The organism is Roseovarius sp. W115, assembly GCF_032842945.2.
In the GTDB taxonomy this organism is placed as follows: domain Bacteria; phylum Pseudomonadota; class Alphaproteobacteria; order Rhodobacterales; family Rhodobacteraceae; genus Roseovarius; species Roseovarius rhodophyticola.
This window is the reverse complement of the sequence record NZ_CP146606.1, coordinates 3,278,859-3,303,314: the sequence shown is the minus strand read 5'-3', so window position 1 is coordinate 3,303,314 and position 24,456 is coordinate 3,278,859. Positions and strand designations below refer to the sequence as shown.

Annotated in this window: 26 protein-coding genes, 2 tRNA genes and 1 pseudogene; 19 read left to right on the top strand and 10 right to left on the bottom strand. The window is 57.6% G+C overall.

The window, feature by feature from the left end:
• Positions 1 to 132 precede the first annotated feature (132 nt).
• The 3 genes from RZS32_RS16785 to RZS32_RS16775 form a co-directional block, all read right to left on the bottom strand.
• Positions 133 to 222: transfer RNA gene (locus RZS32_RS16785), tRNA-Ser, on the bottom strand.
• 203 nt (positions 223 to 425) lie between these two features.
• Positions 426 to 1,037 carry a hypothetical protein gene (locus RZS32_RS16780; RefSeq protein ID WP_317054707.1) on the bottom strand — a complete coding sequence of 204 codons (612 nt, stop codon included), beginning with the start codon at positions 1,035 to 1,037 and terminating at the stop codon, positions 426 to 428.
• The gene (locus RZS32_RS16775; protein ID WP_317054706.1) at positions 1,034 to 1,756 is read right to left on the bottom strand and encodes a hypothetical protein; all 723 of its coding nucleotides are present in this window, start codon (positions 1,754 to 1,756) and stop codon (positions 1,034 to 1,036) included. Before RZS32_RS16775 ends, RZS32_RS16780 begins: the two co-directional genes overlap by 4 nt.
• 536 nt (positions 1,757 to 2,292) lie before the next feature.
• On the opposite strand from RZS32_RS16775, the gene RZS32_RS16770 reads away from it, so the two are divergent.
• Both RZS32_RS16770 and RZS32_RS16765 read left to right on the top strand, forming a co-directional pair.
• Positions 2,293 to 3,132 (top strand): DUF2059 domain-containing protein, encoded by an 840-nt coding sequence (locus tag RZS32_RS16770; protein WP_317054705.1) that lies wholly within the window; start codon positions 2,293 to 2,295, stop codon positions 3,130 to 3,132.
• Positions 3,132 to 3,959, top strand: a complete 828-nt coding sequence (locus tag RZS32_RS16765; protein WP_317054704.1) for a DUF2059 domain-containing protein — start codon at positions 3,132 to 3,134, stop codon at positions 3,957 to 3,959. Before RZS32_RS16770 ends, RZS32_RS16765 begins: the two co-directional genes overlap by 1 nt.
• Before the next feature lie 214 nt (positions 3,960 to 4,173).
• On the opposite strand, the gene RZS32_RS16760 is transcribed toward RZS32_RS16765, so the two are convergent.
• Entirely contained in the window at positions 4,174 to 4,920 is a 747-nt protein-coding gene (locus RZS32_RS16760) for an AraC family transcriptional regulator (protein WP_317054703.1), read from the bottom strand.
• Between the two features lie 90 nt (positions 4,921 to 5,010).
• On the opposite strand from RZS32_RS16760, the gene RZS32_RS16755 reads away from it, so the two are divergent.
• The 10 genes from RZS32_RS16755 to RZS32_RS16710 all read left to right on the top strand — a co-directional run bounded on the left by RZS32_RS16755 (position 5,011) and on the right by RZS32_RS16710 (position 13,424).
• Complete coding sequence (locus tag RZS32_RS16755; RefSeq protein ID WP_317054702.1) at positions 5,011 to 5,547, top strand: peroxiredoxin-like family protein; 537 nt, start codon at positions 5,011 to 5,013, stop codon at positions 5,545 to 5,547.
• Positions 5,548 to 5,799: 252 nt separating this feature from the next.
• The gene (locus tag RZS32_RS16750) at positions 5,800 to 6,477 is read left to right on the top strand and encodes a 50S ribosomal protein L21 (protein ID WP_317054701.1); all 678 of its coding nucleotides are present in this window, start codon (positions 5,800 to 5,802) and stop codon (positions 6,475 to 6,477) included.
• 11 nt (positions 6,478 to 6,488) lie between these two features.
• Positions 6,489 to 6,758 carry a 50S ribosomal protein L27 gene (gene rpmA, locus RZS32_RS16745; protein WP_317054700.1) on the top strand — a complete coding sequence of 90 codons (270 nt, stop codon included), beginning with the start codon at positions 6,489 to 6,491 and terminating at the stop codon, positions 6,756 to 6,758.
• Positions 6,759 to 6,883: 125 nt separating this feature from the next.
• Positions 6,884 to 8,290 carry an RtcB family protein gene (locus RZS32_RS16740; RefSeq protein ID WP_317054699.1) on the top strand — a complete coding sequence of 469 codons (1,407 nt, stop codon included), beginning with the start codon at positions 6,884 to 6,886 and terminating at the stop codon, positions 8,288 to 8,290.
• Positions 8,287 to 8,892, top strand: a complete 606-nt coding sequence (locus RZS32_RS16735; protein ID WP_317054698.1) for a LysE family translocator — start codon at positions 8,287 to 8,289, stop codon at positions 8,890 to 8,892. Before RZS32_RS16740 ends, RZS32_RS16735 begins: the two co-directional genes overlap by 4 nt.
• The gene (locus RZS32_RS16730; protein ID WP_317054697.1) at positions 8,889 to 9,434 is read left to right on the top strand and encodes a GNAT family N-acetyltransferase; all 546 of its coding nucleotides are present in this window, start codon (positions 8,889 to 8,891) and stop codon (positions 9,432 to 9,434) included. Before RZS32_RS16735 ends, RZS32_RS16730 begins: the two co-directional genes overlap by 4 nt.
• A complete protein-coding gene (locus RZS32_RS16725; RefSeq protein WP_317054696.1) occupies positions 9,427 to 9,930 on the top strand; it encodes a GNAT family N-acetyltransferase in 504 nt (167 codons plus the stop codon). The genes RZS32_RS16730 and RZS32_RS16725 overlap by 8 nt, the downstream gene beginning before the upstream one ends.
• A 53-nt stretch (positions 9,931 to 9,983) precedes the next feature.
• A complete protein-coding gene (obgE, locus tag RZS32_RS16720; RefSeq protein WP_317054695.1) occupies positions 9,984 to 11,021 on the top strand; it encodes a GTPase ObgE in 1,038 nt (345 codons plus the stop codon).
• Positions 11,009 to 12,115 (top strand): glutamate 5-kinase, encoded by a 1,107-nt coding sequence (gene proB / locus RZS32_RS16715; protein ID WP_317054694.1) that lies wholly within the window; start codon positions 11,009 to 11,011, stop codon positions 12,113 to 12,115. The genes obgE and proB overlap by 13 nt, the downstream gene beginning before the upstream one ends.
• A gap of 43 nt (positions 12,116 to 12,158) precedes the next feature.
• Positions 12,159 to 13,424 carry a glutamate-5-semialdehyde dehydrogenase gene (locus tag RZS32_RS16710; RefSeq protein WP_317054693.1) on the top strand — a complete coding sequence of 422 codons (1,266 nt, stop codon included), beginning with the start codon at positions 12,159 to 12,161 and terminating at the stop codon, positions 13,422 to 13,424.
• On the opposite strand, the gene RZS32_RS16705 is transcribed toward RZS32_RS16710, so the two are convergent.
• Entirely contained in the window at positions 13,384 to 14,019 is a 636-nt protein-coding gene (locus RZS32_RS16705) for a histidine phosphotransferase family protein (RefSeq protein WP_317054692.1), read from the bottom strand. The two genes, RZS32_RS16710 and RZS32_RS16705, sit on opposite strands and share 41 nt — an antisense overlap.
• A 32-nt stretch (positions 14,020 to 14,051) precedes the next feature.
• Between RZS32_RS16705 and RZS32_RS16700 the strand changes: the two genes are divergently transcribed.
• The 3 genes from RZS32_RS16700 (at position 14,052) to RZS32_RS16690 (ending at position 15,987) form a co-directional block, all read left to right on the top strand.
• Positions 14,052 to 14,234 (top strand): DUF3553 domain-containing protein, encoded by a 183-nt coding sequence (locus RZS32_RS16700; RefSeq protein ID WP_317054691.1) that lies wholly within the window; start codon positions 14,052 to 14,054, stop codon positions 14,232 to 14,234.
• A 149-nt stretch (positions 14,235 to 14,383) separates the two neighbouring features.
• On the top strand, positions 14,384 to 15,151 hold the full coding sequence (locus tag RZS32_RS16695) for a GNAT family N-acetyltransferase (RefSeq protein WP_317054690.1): 768 nt from the start codon (positions 14,384 to 14,386) through the stop codon (positions 15,149 to 15,151).
• Complete coding sequence (locus tag RZS32_RS16690) at positions 15,148 to 15,987, top strand: lysophospholipid acyltransferase family protein (RefSeq protein ID WP_317054689.1); 840 nt, start codon at positions 15,148 to 15,150, stop codon at positions 15,985 to 15,987. Before RZS32_RS16695 ends, RZS32_RS16690 begins: the two co-directional genes overlap by 4 nt.
• Positions 15,988 to 15,994: 7 nt before the next feature.
• Here the strand turns inward: RZS32_RS16690 and RZS32_RS16685 are convergent, their stop codons facing one another.
• Positions 15,995 to 16,615: a thiamine phosphate synthase gene (locus tag RZS32_RS16685; protein ID WP_317054688.1), complete on the bottom strand. Its 621-nt coding sequence runs from the start codon at positions 16,613 to 16,615 to the stop codon at positions 15,995 to 15,997.
• A 161-nt stretch (positions 16,616 to 16,776) separates the two neighbouring features.
• On the opposite strand from RZS32_RS16685, the gene RZS32_RS16680 reads away from it, so the two are divergent.
• From RZS32_RS16680 to RZS32_RS16670, 3 genes are read left to right on the top strand one after another with little or no spacing between them, the layout of a single operon-like run.
• Positions 16,777 to 17,520 carry an RNA methyltransferase gene (locus RZS32_RS16680; protein WP_317054687.1) on the top strand — a complete coding sequence of 248 codons (744 nt, stop codon included), beginning with the start codon at positions 16,777 to 16,779 and terminating at the stop codon, positions 17,518 to 17,520.
• Positions 17,521 to 17,569: 49 nt separating this feature from the next.
• The gene (gene ctaA, locus RZS32_RS16675) at positions 17,570 to 18,709 is read left to right on the top strand and encodes a heme A synthase (RefSeq protein WP_317054686.1); all 1,140 of its coding nucleotides are present in this window, start codon (positions 17,570 to 17,572) and stop codon (positions 18,707 to 18,709) included.
• A 20-nt stretch (positions 18,710 to 18,729) separates the two neighbouring features.
• On the top strand, positions 18,730 to 20,214 hold the full coding sequence (locus RZS32_RS16670) for a carboxypeptidase M32 (protein ID WP_317054685.1): 1,485 nt from the start codon (positions 18,730 to 18,732) through the stop codon (positions 20,212 to 20,214).
• A 90-nt stretch (positions 20,215 to 20,304) separates the two neighbouring features.
• Here RZS32_RS16670 and RZS32_RS16665 read toward each other — a convergent pair.
• The 4 genes and pseudogenes from RZS32_RS16665 to RZS32_RS16650 form a co-directional block, all read right to left on the bottom strand.
• Positions 20,305 to 20,381: transfer RNA gene (locus RZS32_RS16665), tRNA-Arg, on the bottom strand.
• Between the two features lie 57 nt (positions 20,382 to 20,438).
• A pseudogene (locus RZS32_RS16660) lies at positions 20,439 to 21,834 on the bottom strand (HAMP domain-containing sensor histidine kinase).
• Between the two features lie 18 nt (positions 21,835 to 21,852).
• A complete protein-coding gene (locus tag RZS32_RS16655) occupies positions 21,853 to 23,271 on the bottom strand; it encodes a dihydrolipoyl dehydrogenase family protein (protein ID WP_317054683.1) in 1,419 nt (472 codons plus the stop codon).
• A gap of 3 nt (positions 23,272 to 23,274) precedes the next feature.
• The gene (locus RZS32_RS16650) at positions 23,275 to 24,006 is read right to left on the bottom strand and encodes a TVP38/TMEM64 family protein (RefSeq protein WP_317054682.1); all 732 of its coding nucleotides are present in this window, start codon (positions 24,004 to 24,006) and stop codon (positions 23,275 to 23,277) included.
• 293 nt (positions 24,007 to 24,299) lie between these two features.
• Between RZS32_RS16650 and rpmH the strand changes: the two genes are divergently transcribed.
• On the top strand, positions 24,300 to 24,434 hold the full coding sequence (gene rpmH / locus RZS32_RS16645) for a 50S ribosomal protein L34 (RefSeq protein WP_005980833.1): 135 nt from the start codon (positions 24,300 to 24,302) through the stop codon (positions 24,432 to 24,434).
• The last annotated feature ends 22 nt before the right edge of the window (positions 24,435 to 24,456 follow it).

Sequence of the window (24,456 nt, the reverse complement as noted above, 5' to 3'; positions counted from 1 at the left end):
CTCCGCGTTTGTGCAGCAAATTGTGTAGCAAAATGTGCAGCAAATCAAGCGGACCGGGAATCGCCATAAGCGCGAAAACGCCGAAATTCGCACTACTATCAGCGCGTTACGAAACAGCGATCTTGGGGTAAATGGCGGAGAGACAGGGATTCGAACCCTGGGTGGGCTTGCACCCACAACGGTTTTCGAGACCGCCCCGTTCGACCACTCCGGCACCTCTCCGCGGGGGTCTGGAGCGTGCGTGTAATCGGCTTTGCGCAGGCTGGCAAGGGGGAAGGGAGTGTCGGGTGATTTGGTGGCCTATCTGTCGTCGGTAAAGAAGACCGTGAGTTCATCGGCAATGGAATGCCCTCTCGATTTTCGCACGAAACGCAAGATGGGGAACTTTGGAGAGCGTCGGAAGCTCTTTTCAAATACTCTATTCCTTATGCAGCGGTGCGTACTTCGAAAAGGTCGCAGATGGTTGTGAAAGGTGTGATAATCGTGCGATCTGGGCAAGTTGCCAAAACGCCGATTTGCAATCCAACAGCAACTCCATCTGGCGTATGCCACAACAATCCGCTGTCACCGCGTCTGATCGGTCTTGTTCCTGGCTCGCTGGACTTGCGATCTACTGCGATAATCCATTGACGGAATACGTTTCGTGTTCCGAAAGAATAACGCATGCGCCCAGCCCAGTCAGAGCTGAGCATTCGGCCGGATAAATGCCCTCCATCTGGCAAACAGCATTGAACGGCAAGTCCTGCAATGAATTCGTTCAAGTGGCCGCGGGAAGAGGCAACGCGTGGCGCAGCCCAGTCCCGATCCGGTTCGACAAGCGCGGCATCCGCGCGCGCGTTACTCAGGCTCGGCAAGCGCACCAAGGCATGAACGCGCGCTGACATACCGGCAATGCGCACTCTGGAACGCAGGCGTCCTGACCGGTCATAGAGGATATGCGCCACAGTTGGCACCAAGATACGATGCGCCTCGTCCATTGGACGAACCCAACCACCCGAAGCGCCACGGTTGCCGCTCGCTGTAATCGTAAGCGTCAATCTGTAACCTGGATTGAGATCAAAGGTGCATTGATTGCAACGGCTGTACTGACTGCGATCAAACCGATCGACTCGGCATCTGCTTTGGCTGAGGGAATAAAAGTTGAGGTGGATGTCTCGTCTTCTGTTGCAGGGTTGGCAACACCGACACTTACAGTGCTTTTGGGTCGTGTCGCTCCGGGCTCCACTACGGCTTCTTCGTGGGAAACTTCAACGCCAGCCTCCGGCAGGATCAACACTTCTTTCTTGTCTTCCGCGCCCGTAGGCTGACCAGCAGTAGCACTGCTTGTTGCCATCGCGAGGCTTTGTGCCTTGATGTCAAAGCCGCCTTCGGGCGTTCGTTCGATAAGAACCTGAATACCGTCGTCCAAAACCTTCTTCAGTTCCTCGCGCGCTTTTCCGAGCGCATCATTGATTGCGTCCCGAATTTCATCATCAATCCCGGTTGGGACACCTTCTTCGCCAATCGCTGCAACGATAGAGTCCTCTGGTGTGGGATCGGACCCCGTGCTTTGAGCCGTGCGAACCTGGCCTGTCTGTGTGGAGGAAAATACACCATCACGCGTCACCGAGAAATCGCGTGTTCCTTGGTACTCAAGCACTTTTTCGTGCATTTGCCTCAGCGACTCCTGACAGGTCTCAACCGTGTAATTACGATCGCCATCTTGGTATTTCAGTGTCGCGACCTGATTTGGGTCGTAGATAATTTCCTCAGGCATGATGTTCTCCGTTCAATAGCAGAAGCTCAAACCGCCTATGGAAGGGTCATATGTTTGATCTTTCTGTTTCCATTATTTTCCCAAGTTTCGACCCAAATATCTGCGTTTTCACGCAAAATGTTCGAGCGGGGCACATTTTGGAACTCATAACGAATGTCGCCTTGTTTTATGCGATCACTCAGGCACCACACTGAAAATTACTGGGCCGTTCAAATCAGACAAATTAACAAACAAATACAAAAAACTACTGAATTAGAATCAAGAATGTGCCAGCAGACTCTAGCAAAATATGGTTAACGCGTTAACCCCGGCCAAATATTGGAACTGGAGTGTTAATACGAACCATTGGGTTCTTAGCGACTGTTTTTGGCTTTGATACCCAGCTGGTCGGTCCATGCCATGCACCTCTGAAAACCAAACCTGCCTCCCATTCCGGCATGATCACGCAAGGTTCATTGCCTTTGCCCTGACCGACATTGCAGGGGAGGGGCGAAAGCCATTAGGGTGGCGCAAAGGGTGAACCAAGCGAGGGTATCTTGAGGAACGTAACTTTATTTCGTCCGCTGATCTGGCTGACAATTCTGGGGGTTGTATTGGTGCTCAGCCTGCCTGCACGCGCGGCGGAACGTGACCGCCTGGAGGCGTTCTTGCAGGTCACAGGGTTTGATGTTGCACTTGAAAGTATCGGCCTGGCGGCAGGGGACGCACCGGGGCTTTTGGGCATGCAGGCCAGTGATTTTGGTGCTGACTGGAAACGTACTGCCGACGAGGTGTTTGACACCGAAACCATGCACAACATGGCAATGGATATTCTTGAAGCGGCGCTGAGCGATGACCTTCTGACCCACGCAGCGGCGTTTTATGCCTCCCCTCTGGGTCAACGTTTGGTGGAGGCGGAGAACGCCTCACACATGGCCAATGACGAGGCCAAGCAAAGCGAGGGTACAGCGCTTGTCGCCGACTGGGTGGCCGAGGGAGACGCGCGGGTGAATGTTCTGCGACAGCTTAACCAGGCCGTGGATGCCGCCGATAGTGGTGTGCGGGCTGTGCAGGAAATACAGGTACGTTTCTTCGTGGCCGCTTCGCGATCCGGCATTCTGGACTATGATATTGATGAAGAAACCCTGCGCCGGGTGATCAAGCAAGGGGAAGCGGAGCTGCGCGTCAGTTTGCAGGTCTCTGCTTTGGCCAATGCCGCCTACACATATCAGGATTTCTCGGAAGAGGATATTCGCGCTTATCTTGAGGCGTTGGAGCATCCTGACATGCAGCTGGTCTATGAGCTGATGAATGCGGTGCAATATGAGATCATGGCCAACAGGTTTGAAATTCTAGCTGGACGTATGGCTGATCTGCATCCCGGACAGGAGTTATGATGACACGGGTTCTTTCACTGGCATGCGCTACGGTCTTTGCCCTGCTGGTCACCTCGCCAATGGCCCGCGCGGCGGGCGAAGATATGGCCGCTCTGATCGACGCGCTTAGGATCAATGAGACGGTTGAGATCATGCGCAAGGAAGGACTGCGCTATGGATCCGAGCTTGGAGTGGAAATGCTGCCCGGTGTGAATGCGAAGGCCTGGCAGGATCAGGTGGCGCGGATCTACGACACTGACAAGATGGCACAGGTGGTGACACAAGGGTTTGAAACGGCTCTGGATGGCAAGGAGATCGCCGAGGTCGTTGCTTTCTTCACATCAGAGACCGGGCAGGAGATCATATCGCTTGAACTTTCGGCGCGTGAGGCCTTTCTGAATGAAGACACCGAAATGGCCGCGATGGATGCCTACGAGCGCGCCCGGGATGAGAATTCTCATCTGTTTCAGCAGGTAGAGACGCTGATCTCGGACAGTGATCTGGTGGACTATAACGTCATGGGGGCCTTGAATTCCAACCTGATGTTCTACCGTGGGCTGGCTGATGGCGGGGCCTTTGAGATGAGCGAAGAGGATATGCTCGCCGATGTCTGGTCGCAGGAAGGCGACGTCCGCAACGACTCAGAAGGGTGGCTGGGCGCGTTTCTGATCCTGGCGTATCAGCCATTGGACGACGCTGAACTGGAAGCATATGCTGAGGTTTACCGCTCCGAGCAGGGCAAGGTTCTGAACGCGGCCATTTTTGAGGCCTATGACCAGATGTATGAGGAGTTGTCATATCTTCTGGGACGCGCCGTGGCGCAGCAAATGCAGAGCGAGGAGCTGTAAGGCGTTTCGAATTTTGCTTGGCAAAATCCAACAGATGCGAGGGGCCAGCCCCTCGCGCTCCCCGGGGTGTTTTTGACAAGAAAGAAGCAGAGACCTAAAGCGTTTCGACATTAACCTGAGACATCAGCGAACGGCGAAACCCGTGCAACAATTGAGTGTCACGCTGCGTTTCGCGATTATCTGAGTTTTTTATGTTTATAACGAAACAATTTAATCAGGCGGATGGGCGCAAGGCGATGGCGGATTGATTATGCGCCCGTTTAAAGGCGCGGCTGAGCGCCTCGGGAGAGCCATAGCCGTAACGACGCGCAATGGTTTGGACACGCTCACCACGTTCCGCATCCTGACGCGCCAGCACCATGCGCCAGCGGCGTAAATACGCACCAGGCGTTTCCCCCACTTTGGCGCGAAAGAGCTCTGAGAACCGCGACTGCGAGAGGCCTGCATGGCGCGCCAGATCATCGCCCTGCCATTTGCGGCCGGGCTCATCGTGCATCGCGACAATTGCTCGGCTGAGGCGAGGATCAGCCAGACCCGCCAATAGCCCAACATCAGTGGCGCCACGTTCAATCGTCAGGCGCAAAAGGCGAATAAGCAGGACCTCTCCAAGGCGATCAAGCACAGCGCTGCCGCCGCAGCGTGGTGTTGCGCTTTCGCTTTGCAACGCTTTGAGGATGTGGATGACCTCCGGTTCTGCATCAAGGCGTAGGGTGACTTCGGCAGGCAGGGCGCTCAGAAACGGATTGGTGGCACCGCCCCAATCGGCCTGAGCGGCAAAGCTGAGTGTCTCATCGGTTTCAGCGGCGGTATAGGCCGCGCAAAGCGGGGCAAAGACCACCCGTGTGGGCGTCTGGATTTCAGCGTTTTCAAAGATCAGCAGATTGGCTTCGTTTGGATCTGTCGGAAAAACCCGCAAGTCAAAATGTTGGATAAGAGCCGAAAGGCGGTCGATTTTGCTCATGTAGGAAAAATTATCATGTTTTTTGGAAAAAATTGATCTCAACACCATCTATATCCAAGCTGACGATATATTGCAATCAGGAGACCACAGATGTTGATGCCCCGCCAGAAAACCCCCGACCTGTCGCTACCCACACTGGATCATGGCAGTTTTGATCTCGCTTCAGATGGATCTGAGCGCGGCACGGTCGTGTGTTTTTACCGCGGTCTGCACTGCCCGCTTTGCGCCAACTACCTGACCGAGTTGGAAAAGAAGGTTGATGACTTTGCCGAGCGCGGCGTGAAGACCATTGCCGTTAGCTCAGATGGCGAAGAACGCACCCGTGCCATGGCCGACAAGATCGGCGCAAGCAAACTGCGCTTTGGCTATGATCTGAGCCTGCCAAAAGCAAAGGAATGGGGGCTTTATATCTCCACCTCGCGCGGCAAGACGTCGATTGGCATCGAAGAGCCGGCGCTTTTCTCTGAGCCCGGCCTGTTCATGGTGACACCGGAGCAGTCGCTTTATTACGGGTCAGTGCAAACCATGCCCTTTGTTCGTCCGCACTTCTCTGAACTTGTCGGCGCTCTCGATTTTGCCATTGCCAATGATTACCCGGCGCGTGGCGAATACACTGGCGCGGTCTAGATGCGTCGCCAAGATAGGGCTTTATGGCCCGATACACCACTCACGGGCCCGGGGGTTTTCCCCCGGGTTTTTCTTTGAAATCAGCCTTGACTTGAGGGGCAAAGACTTGGATAAGCGCGCATCCCGGCGAGGAGACTCGTGCGGGACTTTATTTTTGACGCCCAAAGGGCGCGCTGTTCGAGGCACCAAACGCCGGTTGATCCTGGATATCAGGGCCGGGGCCGCAGAACGCGGAAGCGAAAGGAAAACGCGATGTTTGCGGTTCTCAAGACCGGTGGCAAGCAGTACAAGGTCCAGTCGGGCGATATGCTCCGTGTGGAAAAGCTTGCAGCGGATGCCGGTGAGAAAGTTCAATTCAACGAAGTTCTGATGCTGGGCGGTGACAAGCCGGTTGTTGGAGCGCCGTTTGTGGCCGGCGCGGCCGTGCAGGCCGAAGTGGTTGATCAGATCAAGGGCGACAAGGTCATTCACTTTGTCAAACGCCGCCGGAAGCATGGATCAAAACGCACCAAGGGCCATCGTCAGCAGCTGACTGTGTTGCGCGTGACCGACATCCTTGAAAAAGGTGGCGACAAGTCGGGCGTGAAGGCGGCAATGGGCGCAGGCTCAGTCGCGGCTGTGGCCGTTGCAGCAGCAGAGGCCAAGAAACCAGCGAAGAAAGCTGAGCCCAAGGCAGAGGCCAAAAAGGCCGAGCCCAAGAAAGCCGCACCTAAAAAGGCGGCCAAGGCCGAGGCCGATGATCTTAAACAGCTGAGCGGCGTGGGTCCGGCGCTGGAGAAGAAATTGCATGCGGCAGGCGTGACCACGTTTGCCCAGATCGCAGCCTGGGCCGAAGCCGAGATTGCGGAATTTGACGAAAAGCTTTCGTTCAAAGGCCGGATCGAGCGTGAAGGCTGGGTCGAACAAGCCAAGAAATTGGCTAAAGGCTAAGGAGAGACGAGATGGCACATAAGAAAGCAGGCGGTTCATCCAGAAACGGTCGCGATTCAGCGGGCCGCCGCCTTGGCGTAAAGAAATATGGCGGCGAAGCCGTTATACCGGGCAACATTATCGTGCGTCAGCGCGGCAATAAATTTTGGCCGGGTGAAGGCGTGGGCCAAGGGAAAGATCATACGCTCTTTGCCACCGTGCAGGGTGCTGTGAAGTTCCACAAAGGCCTCAAAGGCCGCACATTTATTTCGGTTCTCCCGATGGCGGAGGCCGCTGAATAAGCCGATCTTCAGGTTTGAATTTGAGAGGGATCGGTGAAAAACCGGTCCCTTTTCTTTTTGGTAAAAGAAATCCGGACCGAGTCACAAAAGCGCAAAATTGCGCCCCCATAAGAGGGACAAAGACGATGGCCGTAACGGGTAAAGATTTGATTGAATTGGGTTTTGAGCAAGGGCCAGAGCTTGGCCGAGCCATTGAGACGGTCAATGCGCTTGGGCTTGAGGGTCAGGCGTTGTCCACTTGGGTTGCCGCCAACAAACCAGCACCGCGGATCAAACTGCAGGAAAACCTGGGGTATCGCTTCAACCTTGAAGCCGAGACCGAGGATGAGGTCGACAACGTCGCCAAGGTCCGCGCGACGATGGATGTCTTGATGCGCACGCCCACGTTGGTGGATGGGGCGGTGATGCCCGATGCCTGTCCGGCAGGGCCTGAGGGCACGATCCCCGTGGGCGGGGTGGCTGTGGCCAGAAACGCCATTCATCCCGGCATGCATTCGGCAGATATCTGTTGTTCGGTGATGGTCACGGAGTTTGCCGATGCCGAGCCACAGGACATTTTGAACGCCATTCACGAGGCCACACATTTTGGCCCCGGCGGGCGGCCCAACGGCATGCGCTTTACCATGTCGCCGGATCTCTATGATGCGTTTCGCGGAAATGCGTTCCTGAACGACAAAAAGATCCTGCAGGCCGCACAGGAGCATCTGGGCACGCAAGGCGATGGCAACCATTTTGCCTATGTCGGGCGCTCCGAGGCGACGGGCGCGACCTGTCTTGTCACGCACCATGGCTCTCGCGGACCTGGGGCGGGGCTCTACAAACTCGGGATGCGCTGTGCCGAAGGATATCGCACCAAGCTGTCTGAAGGCGTGAAGAAGCAAAACGCCTGGATCCCGGCGGATACCGAAGAGGGTGAGGCCTATTGGGAGGCCTTGCAGCTTATTCGCAAATGGACCAAAGCCAACCACAACGCGCTGCATCAGCGGGCTGCGATGATCGCGGGAGCCGATGTGCGCGAGCGGTTCTGGAATGAGCACAACTTTGTCTTCCGCAAAGGTGATTTGTTCTACCATGCCAAGGGCGCGACACCGATCGACCCCGAGATGCTGCCCGACACCAACGGCACGCAGATCATCCCGATGAACATGGCCGAGCCGGTTCTTCTGGTGCGCGGAGCTGTGCATGACGGCAACCTGGGCTTCGCGCCACATGGCGCAGGACGGAACATGTCACGCTCGGCGCATAAACGCGCTTTGGAAGGGCGCACGGATCAATCCGTTTTCGATGAGGAAACGGACGGTCTCGACGTGCGCTTCTACTCGGGCAATGTGGACGTATCCGAGCTGCCGTCGGCGTATAAATCCGCCTCTGCCGTGCAGGCGCAGATGAAGCAGTTTGATCTGGCCGACACGGTGGACCGCATCCTGCCTTACGGTTCGATCATGGCCGGGGATTGGGAGCGTGACGCGCCGTGGAAGAAGAAAGCTGCGGCCAAACGGGCGGCGCGTGCCCGACGGGAGGCGCGGTCATGAGCGTCGCCATCACATCCTTTCTTGTCTTCGGCGTAAGCCAAGTCGGCACGCCGGGGCCTGCCAATATGGCCTTGCTGGCCACGGGCGCGCGGTTTGGATTTCGCGCGGCACTGCCGTTTGTGTTCGGCGTGGTGCTGGGCAAGCAGCTCATCATCTGGCCCATCGGATTTGGGCTGATGGAACTCGCGGAAACGCAGCCATTTCTCTTTGAAACTCTGAAATGGATCTCGGCGGCCTATATTTGCTGGCTGGCCTGGAAGGTCGCCAATATGCGGCTGGGGCCAGCCGAAGCAGGCAGTCAAGCCCCTGGTTTCATTGCCGGATTGGTGGTGCATCCGCTCAACCCCAAGGCCTGGGCGATGATTGTCACGAGCTTTACCAATTTCGTGAGCCCCGGCACGCCTGCCTTGCAGGCAACGGCCACCATCGCCATCTCATTGATGGCGCTGCAGCTCATTTTGCATCCGCTTTGGTCGCTGGGAGGCGACCGGATGGCCCGCACGGTCGCAGGCACGCCAGCGGAAACTTACTTGATGCGCGGGCTGGCGGTTTTGACCGTGGCATCCGTGCTCTTTGTGCTTTTTGGAGGAGAAGGCGCATGAAACTCAAAGCTGTTCAACACGACACCCTGATCGACGCAGGCCGGTTTGATCTGCGCCCGATCCGGACCTCGGATGCCGGGCTGCTTGCGCTTTATGGCGGAGATAGACGGGTGGCATGGAACACCACGGACATTCCCCACCCCCTGCCACCGGGCACCGCCGAGGCGTTTATCGACCGTGTGGTGGACACTGAGCATCACGAGGATGTCTGGGTGATGGACGCCACGCGCATGGGCGGGGCCGAGGTCATGGGCGTGATCGGGTTGGAGCGCATGGACCGCGAACAATCCGAAATCGGCTATTGGGTGGCACCAGCCTATTGGAATTCAGGCGTGGCCTCGACCGCAGTCGAGGCGATTTTGCAGGCCAATCCGCAAAAGGCCCGCACGATCTTTGCGAGCGTTTTTCAGGACAATGCCGCATCGGCGCGGGTGCTGACCATTTGCGGGTTTGAGTATTTGGGCGATGCAGAGAGCTTTTCGGTCGCGCGCAACAGCACGGTGCCGACATGGACATACAGCCGGAAATCTCCCGATGTCTGAAACAGTCTATGCCACGACAGACCGTCTGATATGGCGTGCCGCCACGCTTGCGGATTTGGACGCCCTGCATGCGATTGCATCAGAATTTGAGGTGGTGCGCCAGACATCGACCTGGCCCTGGCCTGCGGATCGCGATTTTACCGCGAGCCGGTGTCAACCGATGCCCAGGGACGAAGGTCTTGGCGGCGTGGTGACATCCCAAGGCGAGGTGATCGGCATGATGGGCTTGGACCATGGCAAAATGGGCTACATGTTTGCGCCTGCGCATTGGGGCAAAGGCTATGCCACCGAGCTGGGGCATGCGGCGATCGATGTGATCTTTGCGCGTTATGATTGGTCCCGAATCGAGGCTTGTGTGTTTGACGACAACCCTGCTTCGGGACGGGTTCTGGAAAAACTGGGCTTTGCACGTGTTGGCCCCTGCGAAGGGCCGAGCGCCGCGCGGGGCGGCGTTTTCCCGATCATCAATTACGCCCTGCCGCGACCACAGGCTTGAGCCGCGCGCCGTTTCGCTCTATCGCAAGCCTTGACAGTTACTAGGCAGCCCCAATGAAATTTCTTGATCTCGCCAAGGTTTACATCCGCTCCGGATCGGGCGGCAACGGATGCATCAGCTTCCGGCGGGAGAAGTATATCGAATATGGCGGCCCGGACGGGGGCGACGGGGGCGATGGCGGCTCGGTTTGGGTCGAAGCGGTGGATGGGCTGAACACGCTGATTGATTTCCGGTATCAGCAGCATTTCTTTGCCGACAATGGCCGTCCCGGTGCCGGACGCCAGCGGACCGGAGCCACCGGCGACGACATCGTGCTGCGCGTGCCGGTGGGCACAGAGATCCTCGACGAAGATCAGGAAACGGTGATTGACGACATCACAGAGGTAGGACAACGCGTCTGTCTGGCCCAGGGCGGCAATGGCGGTTGGGGCAATCTGCGGTTCAAAACCTCCACAAATCAGGCACCGCGCCGGTCCAATCCGGGACAGGAGGGCGTGGAGCGCACGATCTGGCTGCGCCTTAAACTGATTGCCGATGTGGGCCTTTTGGGGCTGCCCAATGCAGGCAAGTCCACCTTTCTTGCCGCCACCTCCAATGCGCGGCCCAAGGTGGCCGATTATCCCTTTACCACGCTGCACCCAAATCTGGGCGTCGTGGGCGTCGACAACACCGAGTTTGTCGTGGCTGATATTCCTGGGCTGATTGATGGCGCGTCGGAGGGCCGGGGGCTGGGCGATCTCTTTCTGGGCCATGTCGAACGCTGTGCGGTACTCTTGCATCTGGTGGATGGGTCCTCCGGCACGCTCATTGAGGACTATCAAACGATTATTCACGAGTTAGAGGCCTATGGCGGTGGGCTGGTGGAGAAGCCGCGCATAACGGTGCTCAACAAGATCGACACGCTGGACGGCGAAGAACGCGACTTTCTCAAAGACGAGCTGGAGGCGGCGGTGGGCGCGCCTGTGATGCTGATGTCCGGTGTCTCAAAAGAAGGCGTCACAGAGGTCCTGCGCGCGCTCAGAGCGCAGATTGACACCAAGCGCCTGCGCGAACGCGGCGATATTCAGGAGGCCGGACCATGGCGTCCCTGAGCGCGGCCAAACGGCTGGTCATCAAGATCGGCTCGGCGCTTTTGGTGGATCGCGCCACAGGAGACTTGCGCGCCGATTGGCTGCGGGCTTTGGCCGAGGATGTGGCCATGATCCGCGCGCGCGGCACAGATGTGATCCTTGTCTCATCGGGATCCATTGCTCTTGGGCGCGGTGTGTTGAACCTGCCGGGCAAGGACCTCACGCTGGAACAATCGCAAGCGGCGGCAGCAGTTGGGCAAATTCAACTGGCACGCGCCTATGCCGAGGCGCTGGCGGCGCATGATATCACGACGGCACAGGTTCTGGTGACTCTGGAAGACAGCGCAGACCGTCGGCGCTATCTCAATTCCCGCGCCACTCTGGAACAGCTCTTGAGCCTTGGTGTGGTGCCTATCGTGAATGAGAACGACACGGTGGCAACGGACGAAATCCGATATGGCGACAACGATCGGTTGGCCGCACAAGTGGCGGTGACGGCCGGGGCGGATCAACTGGTCTTGCTGAGTGACGTGGACGGGTTCTACTCGGGTCAACCTGGCGTGGATGCCGCGGCCAAACGGTTTGATGTGATTGCCGAGATCACACCCGAAATTGAAGCCATGGCCGGCGAGGCCGGGTCGGGGCTCTCAAAGGGCGGCATGAAGACGAAACTTCTCGCTGCGCGCACAGCCACGGCTGCGGGCTGTGTGATGGCGATCACGCAAGGTGATGTGCTCAATCCCATCCGCGCTCTGTCAGAAGGGGCGGCGGCGACATGGTTCACAGCCCAAGGTGACCCGCAGCAAAAGCGCAAGCAGTGGATTGCTGCAATGAAGCCCAAGGGGCGGGTAACCGTCGATGCCGGTGCGGCCAAGGCACTGCGTGCGGGATCAAGCCTGTTGGTTGCCGGGATCACGGAGGTGCAAGGCGGATTTGGGCGTGGCGATGCAGTGGAGGTGGTAAGTGTTGATGGGGCTAGTCTAGGGCAGGGCCTGACACGTTATGATCACGCTGATGCCAGCAAGATCAAAGGGTTGCGCAGTGATGCGTTGGAGCCGGTTCTGGGTTATCCGCCACGAGGCCCGCTCATTCACCGCGATGATATGGCGTTTTAACCGCGTACGATTTACTTTGGCGCAAGAGACAAAAGGTGTTGCCATGAAAGACCTCGACAATATTCCCGCGCTGATGGACGAGATCGGTGCACGTGCCAAAGTTGCGGCGCGTGCTTTGGCGGTTGCTCCGGCAGAGGTCAAACAAACAGCGCTTGAGGCGGCTGCAGATGCCGTCTGGGCGGGGCGTGCGGGCATCATTGCGGCCAATGCAAAAGATCTCGATTATGGCCGCGACAAGGGGCTGTCGGATGCGATGATGGACCGCCTGATGCTGGATGAAGCGCGCATTCATGGCATTTGCGAGGGGCTGCGCGCTGTGGCCGCGCAAGATGATCCGGTGGGGGAGGTCATGGCCGAATGGGATCGTCCCAATGGCCTGCATATCAAACGCGTGCGCACACCTTTGGGCGTCATTGGCGTGATTTATGAAAGCCGCCCCAACGTGACCGCGGACGCAGGGGCGCTCTGCCTCAAATCCGGGAATGCGGTGATCCTGCGGGGTGGCTCTGAGAGTTTTCATTCTTCCGGCGCGATTCACACATGTCTGGTCGAAGGATTGGCCGAAGCAGGTCTGCCGGAAGACGCCATTCAGCTTGTCCCGACGCGGGACCGCGCAGCGGTTCAGGCAATGCTGACCATGACCGACACTATTGATGTGATCGTGCCGCGTGGTGGCAAGGGTCTTGTCGGGTTGGTGCAGCGTGAGGCAAGGGTGCCGGTCTTCGCCCATCTCGAAGGCATCGTGCATATCTATATCGACAAACACGCCGACCCGGACAAGGCGCTCAAGGTTGTGATCAACGCCAAGACACGACGCACTGGAATCTGCGGTGCGGCCGAATGCCTTTTGGTGCATGAGGATGTGGTTGACACGATCGGACAGGGCGTCATGCGCGCGCTGATGGAGAAGGGTGTGGAGCTACGTGCGGATGCGGCTCTGCAAAGTGTCGAGGGAACCAAACCTGCCTCAGAGGAGGATTGGGGATTCGAGTTCCTGGCGATGATCATGGCTGCAAAACGCGTGAAGAATGCTGATGAAGCGATTGATCATATTCGAAAATATGGCTCCAACCACACCGATTGCATCATCACCGAGGACGACGCAACAGCGGATAGGTTCTTTGCCCGCCTCGACAGTGCGATCCTTATGCGCAACGCCTCAACCCAGTTCGCCGATGGTGGAGAATTCGGTATGGGTGCCGAGATTGGCATTGCCACCGGCAAGATGCATGCGCGCGGCCCGGTGGGCGCCGCGCAACTGACAAGTTTCAAGTATCTTGTGACGGGGGATGGTGCGACGCGGGCGTGATACGGATCTCAGCATAGTTCGGTGTAAGCCGCGTGGAGCAAGCCATGCCAATTCCCGGCAATAGCTCTGGCAAAATTGCAAATTGTACCGCAGCGGGCGTCAAAGATTGCGCCAGATCGGTTCCATTGAGCAAGCCCCACAACTCTGGATCAGGTTTCAGCCGATCGCTCTGCGCGATCACGTTCCAGGTTCCATTCTGCTCGGTGATCGCGATTTGACCGCCATAAGGGATTGCCTGCTCAGCGCAGAGTATCGCCAGCAGGATCGCGCGCACCTGACTGCGGGGATGGACGCCTTGGGGGAAATCGCTGATCTTTAACCGGCCATCGGTCTGCAAGTCGTGCAAAATCGTGTTCACTTCTTCTGCACCGGTCATCTGATCCTCGGATGCCATGCCAAAGGCCAGCCGGAAAAACCGGATGCGCGCATTGGCATAAGTGACGCTTTGCGAGATAAGTGACATCTCGGGGCTTTCGGTCGAATTTGACAGCTGCATCAATTCAAGCCCGTTATTCACTGCGCCAAGCGGGCTGATCAGGTCATGACAAATGCGCGACCCTATCATCGTTGCAAGGCTGTTGGTATTATACGACACGTCTTTTTCTCCTGCTCAAGGGCCAAAACGATATGAGCGACCTCAATTCCATTCTGGAACCCGGCATGCTGGTCCAGCACCCCCAAAAACCCGACTGGGGCACAGGGCAGGTCCAGTCAAATGTCGGGGGTAAGGTTACAGTCAATTTTCCCGATGCGGGAAAGGTGGTCATCGATGGGACTCGGGTTGCTCTGATGCCGGTCATCGAACCATAAAGGTGGTTAGTAAAGGATTAATACTCGTTTAAAGTGTGTAACAAGCAAAGCCACACGTCAATAGTGTTAGGGCGCATAAGGACATCTGCATGGGTTGCAGCCCAGCTGCGAATGCCAGTAGAACGCCACGAAAAGGAGCGTGATCCCAAATGCTGTCTGACGCGGCGCAGTTCACCGTCCGGCTTGCTGAGAACGACGCTGATCTGCGCGCGGCTCAGCGTTTGCGATATGATGTTTTCATCGACGAGCTGGGGGGCGATGGGCCGCTGGTCGATCATGACGCTCGACTGGAGCGGGACCAGTTCGATCCGTTCTTCGATCACCTGTTGCTACTGGATGAAGCGCGCTCGGGAGACATCGTAGGTGTCTACCGGCTCTTACGAGACGATCAGGCCGCGCAGGTGGGACAGTTCTATTCAGAAGATGAGTACGATCTGAGTGTCCTGAAACGGTCTGGCCGCAAATGCATGGAATTGGGGCGATCTTGTCTGGCGCGCGACTATCGTGGCGGAGCGGCAATGTATCACCTCTGGAACGGACTGGCGCGGTATGTGGCAGAGCACAATGTCGAAATTCTTTTCGGCGTGGCAAGTTTTCACGGCACCGATGCGCGGTCGCTCGCACAGCCTTTATCGCTTTTGCATCACCGTCATCTGGCGCCCGAAACCTTGCGGGTGCGGGCGTTGGAGACGTCCTTTCAGAACATGAACCTGCTGCCGGAGGCCCAGATTGACAGAAGGGCCGCCATGCTGGCGGTTCCCGCACTGATCAAGGCGTATCTGAGGCTCGGTGGATTTGTTGGCGAAGGCGCCTTTATTGACCACGCCTTTAACACCACAGATGTCTGTCTGATCATGGATACAGATCGGCTAAGCGAGCGGCGGAAAACCATTTATTCCAAAGAAGTTAAAGCATGAACCTCACCTGGGACGATGGAGAGGGGCCCAAGCCAGATCGCATTGGCGCTTTGGGGCTTGTGCGGGCGATGTTACGAGGCTCGGCCATGGCACTTGTCTTGCTCATAGGTCTCCTGCTCACACTCATACTGCGCCCGATAGAGAGGCTAATCTGGGACATACGGCGACCGCTGACGGCGCCTGTGACACAAAATGTGTTTCGTGTCGGGCTTTGGGTTCTCGGTTTACGGCGCGACACCGTGGGGCGCCCGATGCAAACGGGTGGCGCGGTGGTGGCTAACCATTCTTCGTGGCTTGACATCCTGGTGCTCAATGCCGGTCAGCGGGTTGTCTTTGTGTCCAAGGCCGAAGTTGCAGGTTGGCCCGTGATCGGCTGGCTGGCGCGTCTGGTGGACACAGCCTTCATCCGACGCAATCGGCATGAGGCGATGGCTCAGGGCGCAATGTTTCGTGCGCGGATGGAGCGCGGTCAGAAGCTGTTGTTCTTCCCCGAGGGCACGTCCACGGACGGAATGAGAGTTTTGCCATTTAAATCAACACTTTTCGAAGCGTTTTTCGCACAAAGCCTACGTGACATCGCCTATATTCAGCCCGTGACAGTGGTATATGAAGCGCCGCAAAACTCAGAGGAACCCAGGTTTTATGGATGGTGGGGAGATATGGATCTGGGTCCACATGCGTTGCAGGTTCTGGCATCAACACGGCAAGGACGCGTGCGGGTGATCTACCATGCGCCTTTGGCTGTCGCGGATTTCGACGGGCGCAAGACGTTGGCGGCTGAACTGGAAAAACATGTCCGCAGCGGGATGCCTGAGGGACGACAACAGGAGACGTGACACAGGCCTAGCGCATTGCAGAGACTAAGCTTTCAAGAGCCTTGCTCGGCGTGTCCTGTCGCCAAATCTCATCACCGATGCCAAAGAAATCCGTGTTCGGTGTCAGGGTTTGGATCGTGCCCGGGTCAAGCGCACCTTCGGCAACCACGGGAATTTCAATCATTTGCGACCACCACTCAAAAAGCTCGGGATCAGCTTGTGTGCCATCTCCCAGAGCCGACAGGCCCGCGGGGCCAAAACCAATGTAATCGGCCCCGGATTCACCTGCATTCATGCCTTCATGTCGCGAGGTTCCGCAAAAAGCCCCGACGATGGCATCCGCTCCAAGCGCCTTACGCGCTTTGCGCACCGAGCGCGCACCATCGGTCAGGTGGACACCGTCAAGGCCCAATCGCTCGGCCAGCACAAAATGCGTGTCGATCACCAGCGCAACATCACGCGGCGTGGTCACGTCGCGACAGGCATCAGCCGCACGACACAGCGTGTCCTCGTCATGGCTTGAAAGCGCCAGTCGCACACAGGCCACCTCATGCGCATCCAGAACATCCGCCAATTGTCCGGGAAACCGGCTCAATTCGATCTCGGAGGGTGTAATGAGGTAAAGGCGCGGTGGCTCTGTCTCGGCCATGTTCTGGTCTTTCTGCAGCTCGTTGCGCTGCTATAGCGGCAATTTGGTACGGGTGTCTATGTTCGGCATGCCTTCGGCGAGGATATTTCAGGCAAGAAGAAAGGCTTGGGGGTTTTCAGGCTCACGCCTGTGGCCTAAAGCGAAGGCATGGAGGATGGATGATGCCAGGTGTTCAGGCTCAACCCAGTTTTGTACTGGTGCGCCCACAGATGGGCGAGAATATCGGCGCAGCGGCGCGGGCAATGTGGAATTTTGGCTTGGATCGGATGGTGGTTGTGGCCCCGCGTGATGGCTGGCCCAATCCGGCGGCAGATGCCATGGCCAGCGGCGCAGGGCGGCTTTTGGATGAGGCGCGGCTGGTTGATGAATTGCCACAGGCCGTTGCCGAAGATCATTTCGTGATGGCAACCACCGCGCGGGTGCGTGATCTGACCAAGCCCGTGCTGAGCCCGGAGGAGGCCATGCGGCAGACCGCTGAACGCATTGCGCGTGGTGAGCGGGTTTCGGTTCTTTTCGGGCCGGAGCGTGCGGGTCTGGAGAATGACGACATTGCCCGCGCCAATGCGCTTATCAACGTGCCTGTGAACCCGGAGTTTCCAAGCCTGAATCTTGCGCAATGTGTATTGCTTTGTGGTTATGAATGGCGCCGAGCCACACAAGAGATCATGTCCCAAAGGGTCGATATGGCCGGAACAGTCCCGGCCTCGCAGGAAGAGGTTGATGCGCTCTCAGCCCATTATGAAGATCGCTTGGGTCAGGCCGGGTTCTTTTTCCCTGACGAAAAAGCCCAAAGCATGAAAACCAATCTGCGCAACATGTGGAGCCGGATGCCCCTCACGCGGGCCGATGTGCAGATGCTGCACGGTGTTCTGCGGCAAATGGTGCGCTGGAAGGAGCGCGGTTGAAGGCAACCGGGCGCAAGGCTAGGTTGCGATGAAAACCGGGGAAGAGGCCATGAGCGACAAACGCAGCATCTTTGAAGACGTGGGCGAGGGCGCCGCGCAGCCATCTGCACCTAAGGGTGGTATGATCGATGCCGGCAGGCGTGGTGCGCGCGGGGCGGTGCGCGTCTGGCTGATGGTGTTATTTGCGCTTGTTGTGGTGATGATTGCCGTTGGGGGTCTCACACGTCTTACCGATAGCGGCCTGAGCATTACCGAGTGGAAACCCGTGACGGGGGCCTTGCCGCCAATGGATGCGGCAACCTGGGACGCGGAATTCGAGAAATACCGCGCAATCCCGGAGTATCAGCTGCAGAACAAGGGCATGAGCCTGGAAGAGTTCAAGATCATCTATTGGTGGGAATGGGGCCACAGGCAGCTGGGCCGGGTGATCGGCCTGGTCTGGGCTGTTGGCTTTCTTGGGTTTCTGGCCACACGCAAGATACCACCGGGCTGGACGGGACGGCTTTTGTTCCTGGGTGTGCTGGGCGGCGCTCAGGGCGCCATTGGCTGGTGGATGGTCAGCTCCGGGTTGCGCGGCGAGATGCTGGATGTGGCCTCCTATCGGCTGGCCGTACATCTGGGACTAGCTTTTGTCATTCTGGGCTTCATCGCTTGGTATGTCATGCTGCTGGGGCGTGAAGAACGCGAGTTGATGCAGGCCCGTCGCGGACGCGAAGCAAAGCTCTTTGGCCTCTCGACCGGGTTGCTGCATTTCGCGTTTCTCCAAATTCTCATCGGCGCTTTGGTGGCGGGTATTGATGCCGGGCGCACCTATACCGACTGGCCTTTGATGGCGGGAGGATTTTTACCACCCGATATCTGGATGGCCGAGCTGGGCTTGCGCAATTTCTTTGAAAACCCCGGTCTGGTGCAATTCATTCACCGTCTTACGGGTTATCTGCTTTTTGCCTTCGCGGTCATGGTCTGGCTCAAGGGACGCAAGAGTGCACATGCGGCCACACGCGCAGCCTTCACCGCCGCTTTCTTCGCACTTCTGGCACAGATTGTGCTGGGCATTGTCACAGTGCTCTACGTGGCAGCCTGGCAAGTGGCGATCGTGCACCAGTTTGTGGCTGTTGTGCTTTGGGTGCTGATCTTGCGGGCACGGTTTTTGAGCCAATATCCAATTGCGCAGTCGGTGCGCGGATAATCATTGCAACGAGGGTAAAGATGTCTGCTTTTGACGAGTTGATGGCGTTTGAGCGCGAAAGCCAGGCGCTGGCGCGGGTGGCCGGACGGTTGAGCTGGGACCAGGAAACAGTGATGCCTCGTGGCGCCACAGGGCAGCGCGCGGAGGAAGCAGGCGCGATGGAAGCGGTGCTTCATGCGCGCCGCACCGACCCGCGGGTTGGCGACTGGCTGGCGAATGCAAAGGCAACGGATGAGGACGGCGCGGCGCAGCTTCGGTTGATCAGGCGCAGTTATGAGCGCGCGATCAAAGTGCCGGCGGATTTGGCCACAGCCCTGGCACGTCTGACCTCGAAATCACAGGGCATCTGGGCCGAAGCTCGCGAGGCGGAAGACGTATCTGCTTTTCTGCCAACACTCAAAGACGTGGTCGCTCTCAAGCGCGAAGAGGCCAGTGCGCTGGCCAATGGTCGCGATCTTTATGACGCGCTGATTGATGACTTTGAACCTGAAATGACAGCATCTGAACTGGGTGCGATGTTTGAGGACATGCGCTCTGGATTGGTGGCGTTGCGCGAGGCGGCTCTGGCGCAGCCTGCAGCGCCCGAACTGACCGGATCTTTTGACGAAGCGGTGCAGGTGGCGCTCAGCCGTGAGTTGGCGCAAAGTTTTGGGTATGACCTCAGCCGCGGCCGCATTGACAAGGCGGTGCACCCGTTTTCCAGCGGCTCTGGCGAGGATGTGCGCATCACTATGCGAACCGCCGAGGATGATCCGTTCAACTGCATCTATTCGACCATCCACGAGGTCGGCCACGCCTGTTACGAACAAGGCATCGATCCGACCTATCACCTGACGCCCATAGGGCAGGGCGTGTCGATGGGGGTGCATGAAAGCCAGAGCCGTATTTACGAAAATCAACTGGGGCGCAGTCGGGCGTTTTGCGGATATCTCTATGGCCGGATGCGGGATGTTTTTGGTGACTTTGGTGTGTCCGATGAAGACACGTTCTATCGGACGGTAAATAACGTGAATCGCGGGTACATACGGACCGAGGCAGACGAAGTTCAATACAACCTGCACATCATGCTGCGCTTTGATCTGGAGCGGGCGTTGATGTCGGGTGACCTTCAGGTGAGCGACCTTGAGGCTGCCTGGAACGACCGGTTTTTGTCTGATTTCGGATACGATGTTGACCGGCCCTCAAACGGGATTTTGCAGGACGTGCATTGGTCGGTTGGGTTGTTTGGATATTTCCCGACCTACAGCCTAGGAAATGTGTATGCCGGATGCCTCTATGAGGCATTGCAGAGGGCTGTGCCGGATCTCGAGACACATTTGAGCAAAGGTGACCTGAGCGCTCCGACGTCGTGGCTGCGCACGCACGTGCAACGCCACGGTGGTCTCAATGAACCGCGTGATATCATTGCCCTGGCTTGCGGGTTTGAGCCCTCAGCCGAGCCGTTGATGCGATATCTCAAAGACAAGTTCGAGGTTTTGGGGGCGAGCGCGGCCAGTGGCCGCTGAGCGTCGCAGGCTGACGCGATCGGCGAGGTCAATGCGCTGCGCAAAAAGAGAAGCAGCAGAACGCTATCGCACTCTTGCAGTTTGGGAATGTGGCGGACCGAGGAGGATTCGAACCCCCGACCCCCTGATTCGTAGTCAGGTACTCTATCCAGCTGAGCTATCGGTCCGTCGGATCAGGCATCTAGACCCTCGTGCCGGGCAATGCAAGAGGGTTTGGGAAAATCTTAGGCGGCAGAGACTTCGCCGCGCGGCATAGAGATGCGGAATGTTGTTCCGGTCTCGTCGCTGCGTTCCAAGTCCAGGGTACCGCCGTGACCACGGATAAGTTCTGCGGCAATCGACAAGCCCAGCCCTGTGCCACCTTTGGTCGCGCCGCCTTGGAAGGGTTGAAAGAGGTGCTCTTTGGCTTTGGGCGGCAGACCGGGGCCGGTGTCGGACACACAGATTTCCCAGCTTGCAGGCGTTTCTTCAGCGGAAATGGCGATTTCACCCGCGTTGCCGGTGTTCACAATCGCCTGGCGCGCATTGCGCACAAGGTTCGAGATGACGCGATAAATCTGCTCAGAGTCGCCGCGAAGTTCAAGCGTTGGCGGAATATCTTCGCCAAAACTGACATCCGCGTCTCCCACCGCCAGGCGTTCGCTTTCGATCACGTCCGACACGATATCGATCAGCATGAAGCGACTGAGCATCGGAGCCTGCTCCTCGGCCTTGCCATAGGCCAGGGTGGATCTCGCAGAGATGCACAGCGCGGGTGATCGAATTGACCAGTTTTGGGGCCATCCGTTTGACGGCGGGGTCTTCGCTCATTTCGATGCGATCGGTAAAGAGCTGCGCCGAGGTGAGGATGTTGCGCAGATCGTGGCTGATCTTGGCCACGGCACCGCCCAACTGCGCCAGCCGCTCGCGCTGTTTGAGAGAGGCGGTCAGCTGTTGCTGCATGGATTTCAGCGCTTCTTCAGCCTGCAGTATCTCGGTGGTGGTTGAGGACGGCTCAATGATGCGACGCGCGTCATCCGGTGCTTCAGCATAGACCTTCATGTGGCCCACAACCCGACGGATCGGTTTGACCAGGAAACCGCGCACAGCCAGAAAGAGCAGCGCAGCCGTGACAACGGAGATCACAGCCGACAGGATAAGAATACGCAAACCGTAATCCAGCATCGCCGCGCGCAATGGCGCGCTGTCGACAGTGACTTCAATAAGCAAGCCACCCATGTTTGACGGCTCGCCAATCACGCGAATGATTTCATCATTGGGCTGCATCAGAAACTTGAGAGAATCCCGAATAAGCGTCACAGGCGTTGGATCACGTAAGTCGTAAGTCTCTGAGATCGCAGAGGGCAGGGGCGCCGAGAGCACAAGCTGGCGAGCCTCGTTCCGGCGCAAAACGACATTGTAGACACCCGCGTTGAAAAGAAGCTCTTCCTGCAAATCCTCCGAGATCTGGCCATCCGCCAAAAGCGCCAAAGAGGCAATCTGTGCGCGGTCCAGCCGGTCCATAAGAAACTCTTGCCGAAAACGGGCAATGGAGGGAACGAAGATCAGAATTTCTGCCAGCATCACAAAGATGACTGTCAGGATAAGAAACCGTCCCGAGAGTGACTTGAGAAACTGCATTTTGATCCTGTTTCTGAGTTAGGGCAGCCAGCGCTGTACAAGCCGCACAACACGTTTGACACCGTCGCTTTCAAAGAGACGTGGAGAGAAATAAGCCCCTGCCGCGCGCTTATTGATCTCACCCAAAGTCGGGTATGGCGCAACCATGGCCGCAATCTGCTTCATTTTCATTTTATTGGCCAGTGCCAGCGCCCAAAACCCGATCAATTCTCCGGCCTGTGCGCCTGCGATGGATGCGCCGACCGGACGGCCTTTGACAACCATCAGCTTGATCAGGCCTTCGGTCTTGCGCTCGGCGATGGCGCGATCATTGCCGGAGTAGGGGAAGCGCACGACTTCAAGCGCATCGCCATGCGCCTCTCGGGCCTGTGCTTCGGTTAAACCCACCTGCGCCAGTTCCGGGTCGGTGTAAGTGGCCCATGGAATATGGTCATGGTTGGCTTTGGCAGGCAGCCCGAAAAGTGCAGAGCGGATGATTATCCCGGCGTGATATCCCGCCACGTGGGTGAATTGCAGGCCGCCCGCCACATCACCAATGGCATACACCTTTGAATTGGTGGTTTTGAGCGCGGCATCCACCTTGATGCCTGCGCGCGTGGTTTCAATGCCTGCGGCCTCAAGATTGAGGCGGTCCGTATTGGCTTTGCGCCCCACAGCCATCAAAAGATGCGTGCCTTTGAAGACGCGGCCATCCTTGGTTTCGAGTTCAATCGCGCCTGCCTTGCCACGAATTTCGCTGGCCATGGCGCCTTCGGCGACCTCGACGCCCTCAGCGCGCACCCGGTCCAACACAACCGCAGCCATTTCCGGGTCGTCCTTGCCAAGTGCCTTCATGCCCTCAATAACCGTCACCTTGCTGCCCAGCCGGACATGCGCCTGCGCCATTTCCATGCCAATGGGGCCACCGCCCACGATGAGCAGATGTTTGGGCTGTTCACGCAGCTCAAAAAGTGTCTCGTTGGTTTCATAGGGCACGGTGTCGAGGCCGGGAATGGGCGGCACAAAGGGCGATGAGCCTGTAGAGATGACGATGCGGCGGGCGGTTATGGTGTGCTCCCCGGCGCGCACCTCGGTGGGTGAGATGAATTCGCCAAATTCCTGGATGACCTGCACGCCAAGCCCTTCGAACCGTTCCACGCTGTCATGAGGTTCAATCGTGGCGATGACATCAGCCACGTGATCTTTGGCCGCAGCATAATCCACTTTCGGCTTGAGATCGGCCACGCCATAAGCGCTGGCGTGAGATTGGGCATATGCCGCCTTACCAGACGCGATGAGGGCCTTAGACGGCACACAGCCATAATTCAGGCAATCGCCACCCATCTTGTGGCCTTCCAGAAGGATAACCGAGGCACCCATCTGCACTGCACCGGCCGCAACAGACAGCCCACCAGAGCCGGCGCCGATGACCAGCAAATCCGCTTTCAATTGTGTCATTGATCAGATGTCCTTTTTGCCGCGGATCGTTTTGATCACGATGGGCAAAGCGGCCAGGGCACACAAGCCCAGAATGGGGCCGATAACCTGTGGTTCCCACAACAGGGACAGATCAGGGCGTTCGCCGCGGTCAAACACTTCGCCAAGGCCCACGCCAATCCAGGTAAACACCAGTGCGCCCGGAATGATGCCGACAAATGTCGTCCAGGCAAAGTTGATGAACCGCACCCCCACAAGAGCAGGCAGGAGATTGGCCACGAAAAACGGCACCACAGGCACAAGGCGCATGAGGAACAAGACACTGATCTCATGCTCGCGCAGGCCTTCTTTGATTTTCTTCAAAGAGCCTTCTGAGGCGTCCATTTTGGCGGACAGAGCTTTTCCCAGTCCCCAGCGTGCCGCCAGGAAGATCGCAATCGCTCCTAAAGTCGCTGCGGTGACATTGAAAGCCCCACCCAGACCAAGGCCAAAGAGGAACCCACCAGTGACCGACGCCACCGCTGCTCCAGGCAATGAGAAGGCCACGATCGTGAAATAGATGGCAATGAATGCCAGTGCCATAAGCACAAAGTGGTTGTCCCGGAAGGCCAGAAGCTGTTCGCGGTTTTCGTTTAGCGTGTCGAATGACAGATAGTCACCCAAAGTGAAATATCCGACGACCGCTGCGATAATGATTGCGCCTAGAGGGGCGTGACGAAGGATGGAGGGCTTGCTGCCCTGGTTTACATTTTCCATGTCGCTGTCCGATGCTTTCCCGTTGCGGTGGCTTGCCATGTAAATGCGTCTCGATCCAGTCTGGCGCTATAGCGCTCACGTGGGGGTGATCATGGGTGATGGAAACACCCCCATTATGACGCCTATTCTTGCAGGAATGAAACATTGGCGGGAAATTTCATTGGTTTTTTGTTGCAGAAGGGTCAGCTTGGGTTTGACTTCGCAAAAACCGCCCCCTATAGACCGGGCTTCACGACGTATTCCGGGTGCTGCGCGATTCATATGCAACACCCCATTGATCGGAGATCGGAGCGATGAAACGCACCTATCAACCCTCGAACCTGGTGCGCAAACGCCGCCACGGCTTTCGCGCGCGCATGGCCACCAAGGCTGGACGCAAAATCCTGAATGCGCGCCGCGCACGTGGCCGCAAGAGCCTGAGCGCGTAAACCCGCGCCAGACAGGACAACG

Excerpts from the sequence above, each read along its gene's own strand:
- RZS32_RS16775 (WP_317054706.1), bottom strand. The coding sequence starts at position 1,756 with ATGCCTGAGGAAATTATCTACGACCCAAATCAGGTCGCGACACTGAAA.
- RZS32_RS16765 (WP_317054704.1), top strand. The coding sequence starts at position 3,132 with ATGACACGGGTTCTTTCACTGGCATGCGCTACGGTCTTTGCCCTGCTG.
- RZS32_RS16760 (WP_317054703.1), bottom strand. The coding sequence starts at position 4,920 with ATGAGCAAAATCGACCGCCTTTCGGCTCTTATCCAACATTTTGACTTG.
- RZS32_RS16755 (WP_317054702.1), top strand. The coding sequence starts at position 5,011 with ATGTTGATGCCCCGCCAGAAAACCCCCGACCTGTCGCTACCCACACTG.
- RZS32_RS16750 (WP_317054701.1), top strand. The coding sequence starts at position 5,800 with ATGTTTGCGGTTCTCAAGACCGGTGGCAAGCAGTACAAGGTCCAGTCG.
- rpmA (WP_317054700.1), top strand. The coding sequence starts at position 6,489 with ATGGCACATAAGAAAGCAGGCGGTTCATCCAGAAACGGTCGCGATTCA.
- RZS32_RS16740 (WP_317054699.1), top strand. The coding sequence starts at position 6,884 with ATGGCCGTAACGGGTAAAGATTTGATTGAATTGGGTTTTGAGCAAGGG.
- RZS32_RS16735 (WP_317054698.1), top strand. The coding sequence starts at position 8,287 with ATGAGCGTCGCCATCACATCCTTTCTTGTCTTCGGCGTAAGCCAAGTC.
- RZS32_RS16730 (WP_317054697.1), top strand. The coding sequence starts at position 8,889 with ATGAAACTCAAAGCTGTTCAACACGACACCCTGATCGACGCAGGCCGG.
- RZS32_RS16725 (WP_317054696.1), top strand. The coding sequence starts at position 9,427 with ATGTCTGAAACAGTCTATGCCACGACAGACCGTCTGATATGGCGTGCC.
- obgE (WP_317054695.1), top strand. The coding sequence starts at position 9,984 with ATGAAATTTCTTGATCTCGCCAAGGTTTACATCCGCTCCGGATCGGGC.
- proB (WP_317054694.1), top strand. The coding sequence starts at position 11,009 with ATGGCGTCCCTGAGCGCGGCCAAACGGCTGGTCATCAAGATCGGCTCG.
- RZS32_RS16710 (WP_317054693.1), top strand. The coding sequence starts at position 12,159 with ATGAAAGACCTCGACAATATTCCCGCGCTGATGGACGAGATCGGTGCA.
- RZS32_RS16700 (WP_317054691.1), top strand. The coding sequence starts at position 14,052 with ATGAGCGACCTCAATTCCATTCTGGAACCCGGCATGCTGGTCCAGCAC.
- RZS32_RS16695 (WP_317054690.1), top strand. The coding sequence starts at position 14,384 with ATGCTGTCTGACGCGGCGCAGTTCACCGTCCGGCTTGCTGAGAACGAC.
- RZS32_RS16690 (WP_317054689.1), top strand. The coding sequence starts at position 15,148 with ATGAACCTCACCTGGGACGATGGAGAGGGGCCCAAGCCAGATCGCATT.
- RZS32_RS16685 (WP_317054688.1), bottom strand. The coding sequence starts at position 16,615 with ATGGCCGAGACAGAGCCACCGCGCCTTTACCTCATTACACCCTCCGAG.
- RZS32_RS16680 (WP_317054687.1), top strand. The coding sequence starts at position 16,777 with ATGCCAGGTGTTCAGGCTCAACCCAGTTTTGTACTGGTGCGCCCACAG.
- ctaA (WP_317054686.1), top strand. The coding sequence starts at position 17,570 with ATGAGCGACAAACGCAGCATCTTTGAAGACGTGGGCGAGGGCGCCGCG.
- RZS32_RS16670 (WP_317054685.1), top strand. The coding sequence starts at position 18,730 with ATGTCTGCTTTTGACGAGTTGATGGCGTTTGAGCGCGAAAGCCAGGCG.
- RZS32_RS16655 (WP_317054683.1), bottom strand. The coding sequence starts at position 23,271 with ATGACACAATTGAAAGCGGATTTGCTGGTCATCGGCGCCGGCTCTGGT.
- RZS32_RS16650 (WP_317054682.1), bottom strand. The coding sequence starts at position 24,006 with ATGGAAAATGTAAACCAGGGCAGCAAGCCCTCCATCCTTCGTCACGCC.
- rpmH (WP_005980833.1), top strand. The coding sequence starts at position 24,300 with ATGAAACGCACCTATCAACCCTCGAACCTGGTGCGCAAACGCCGCCAC.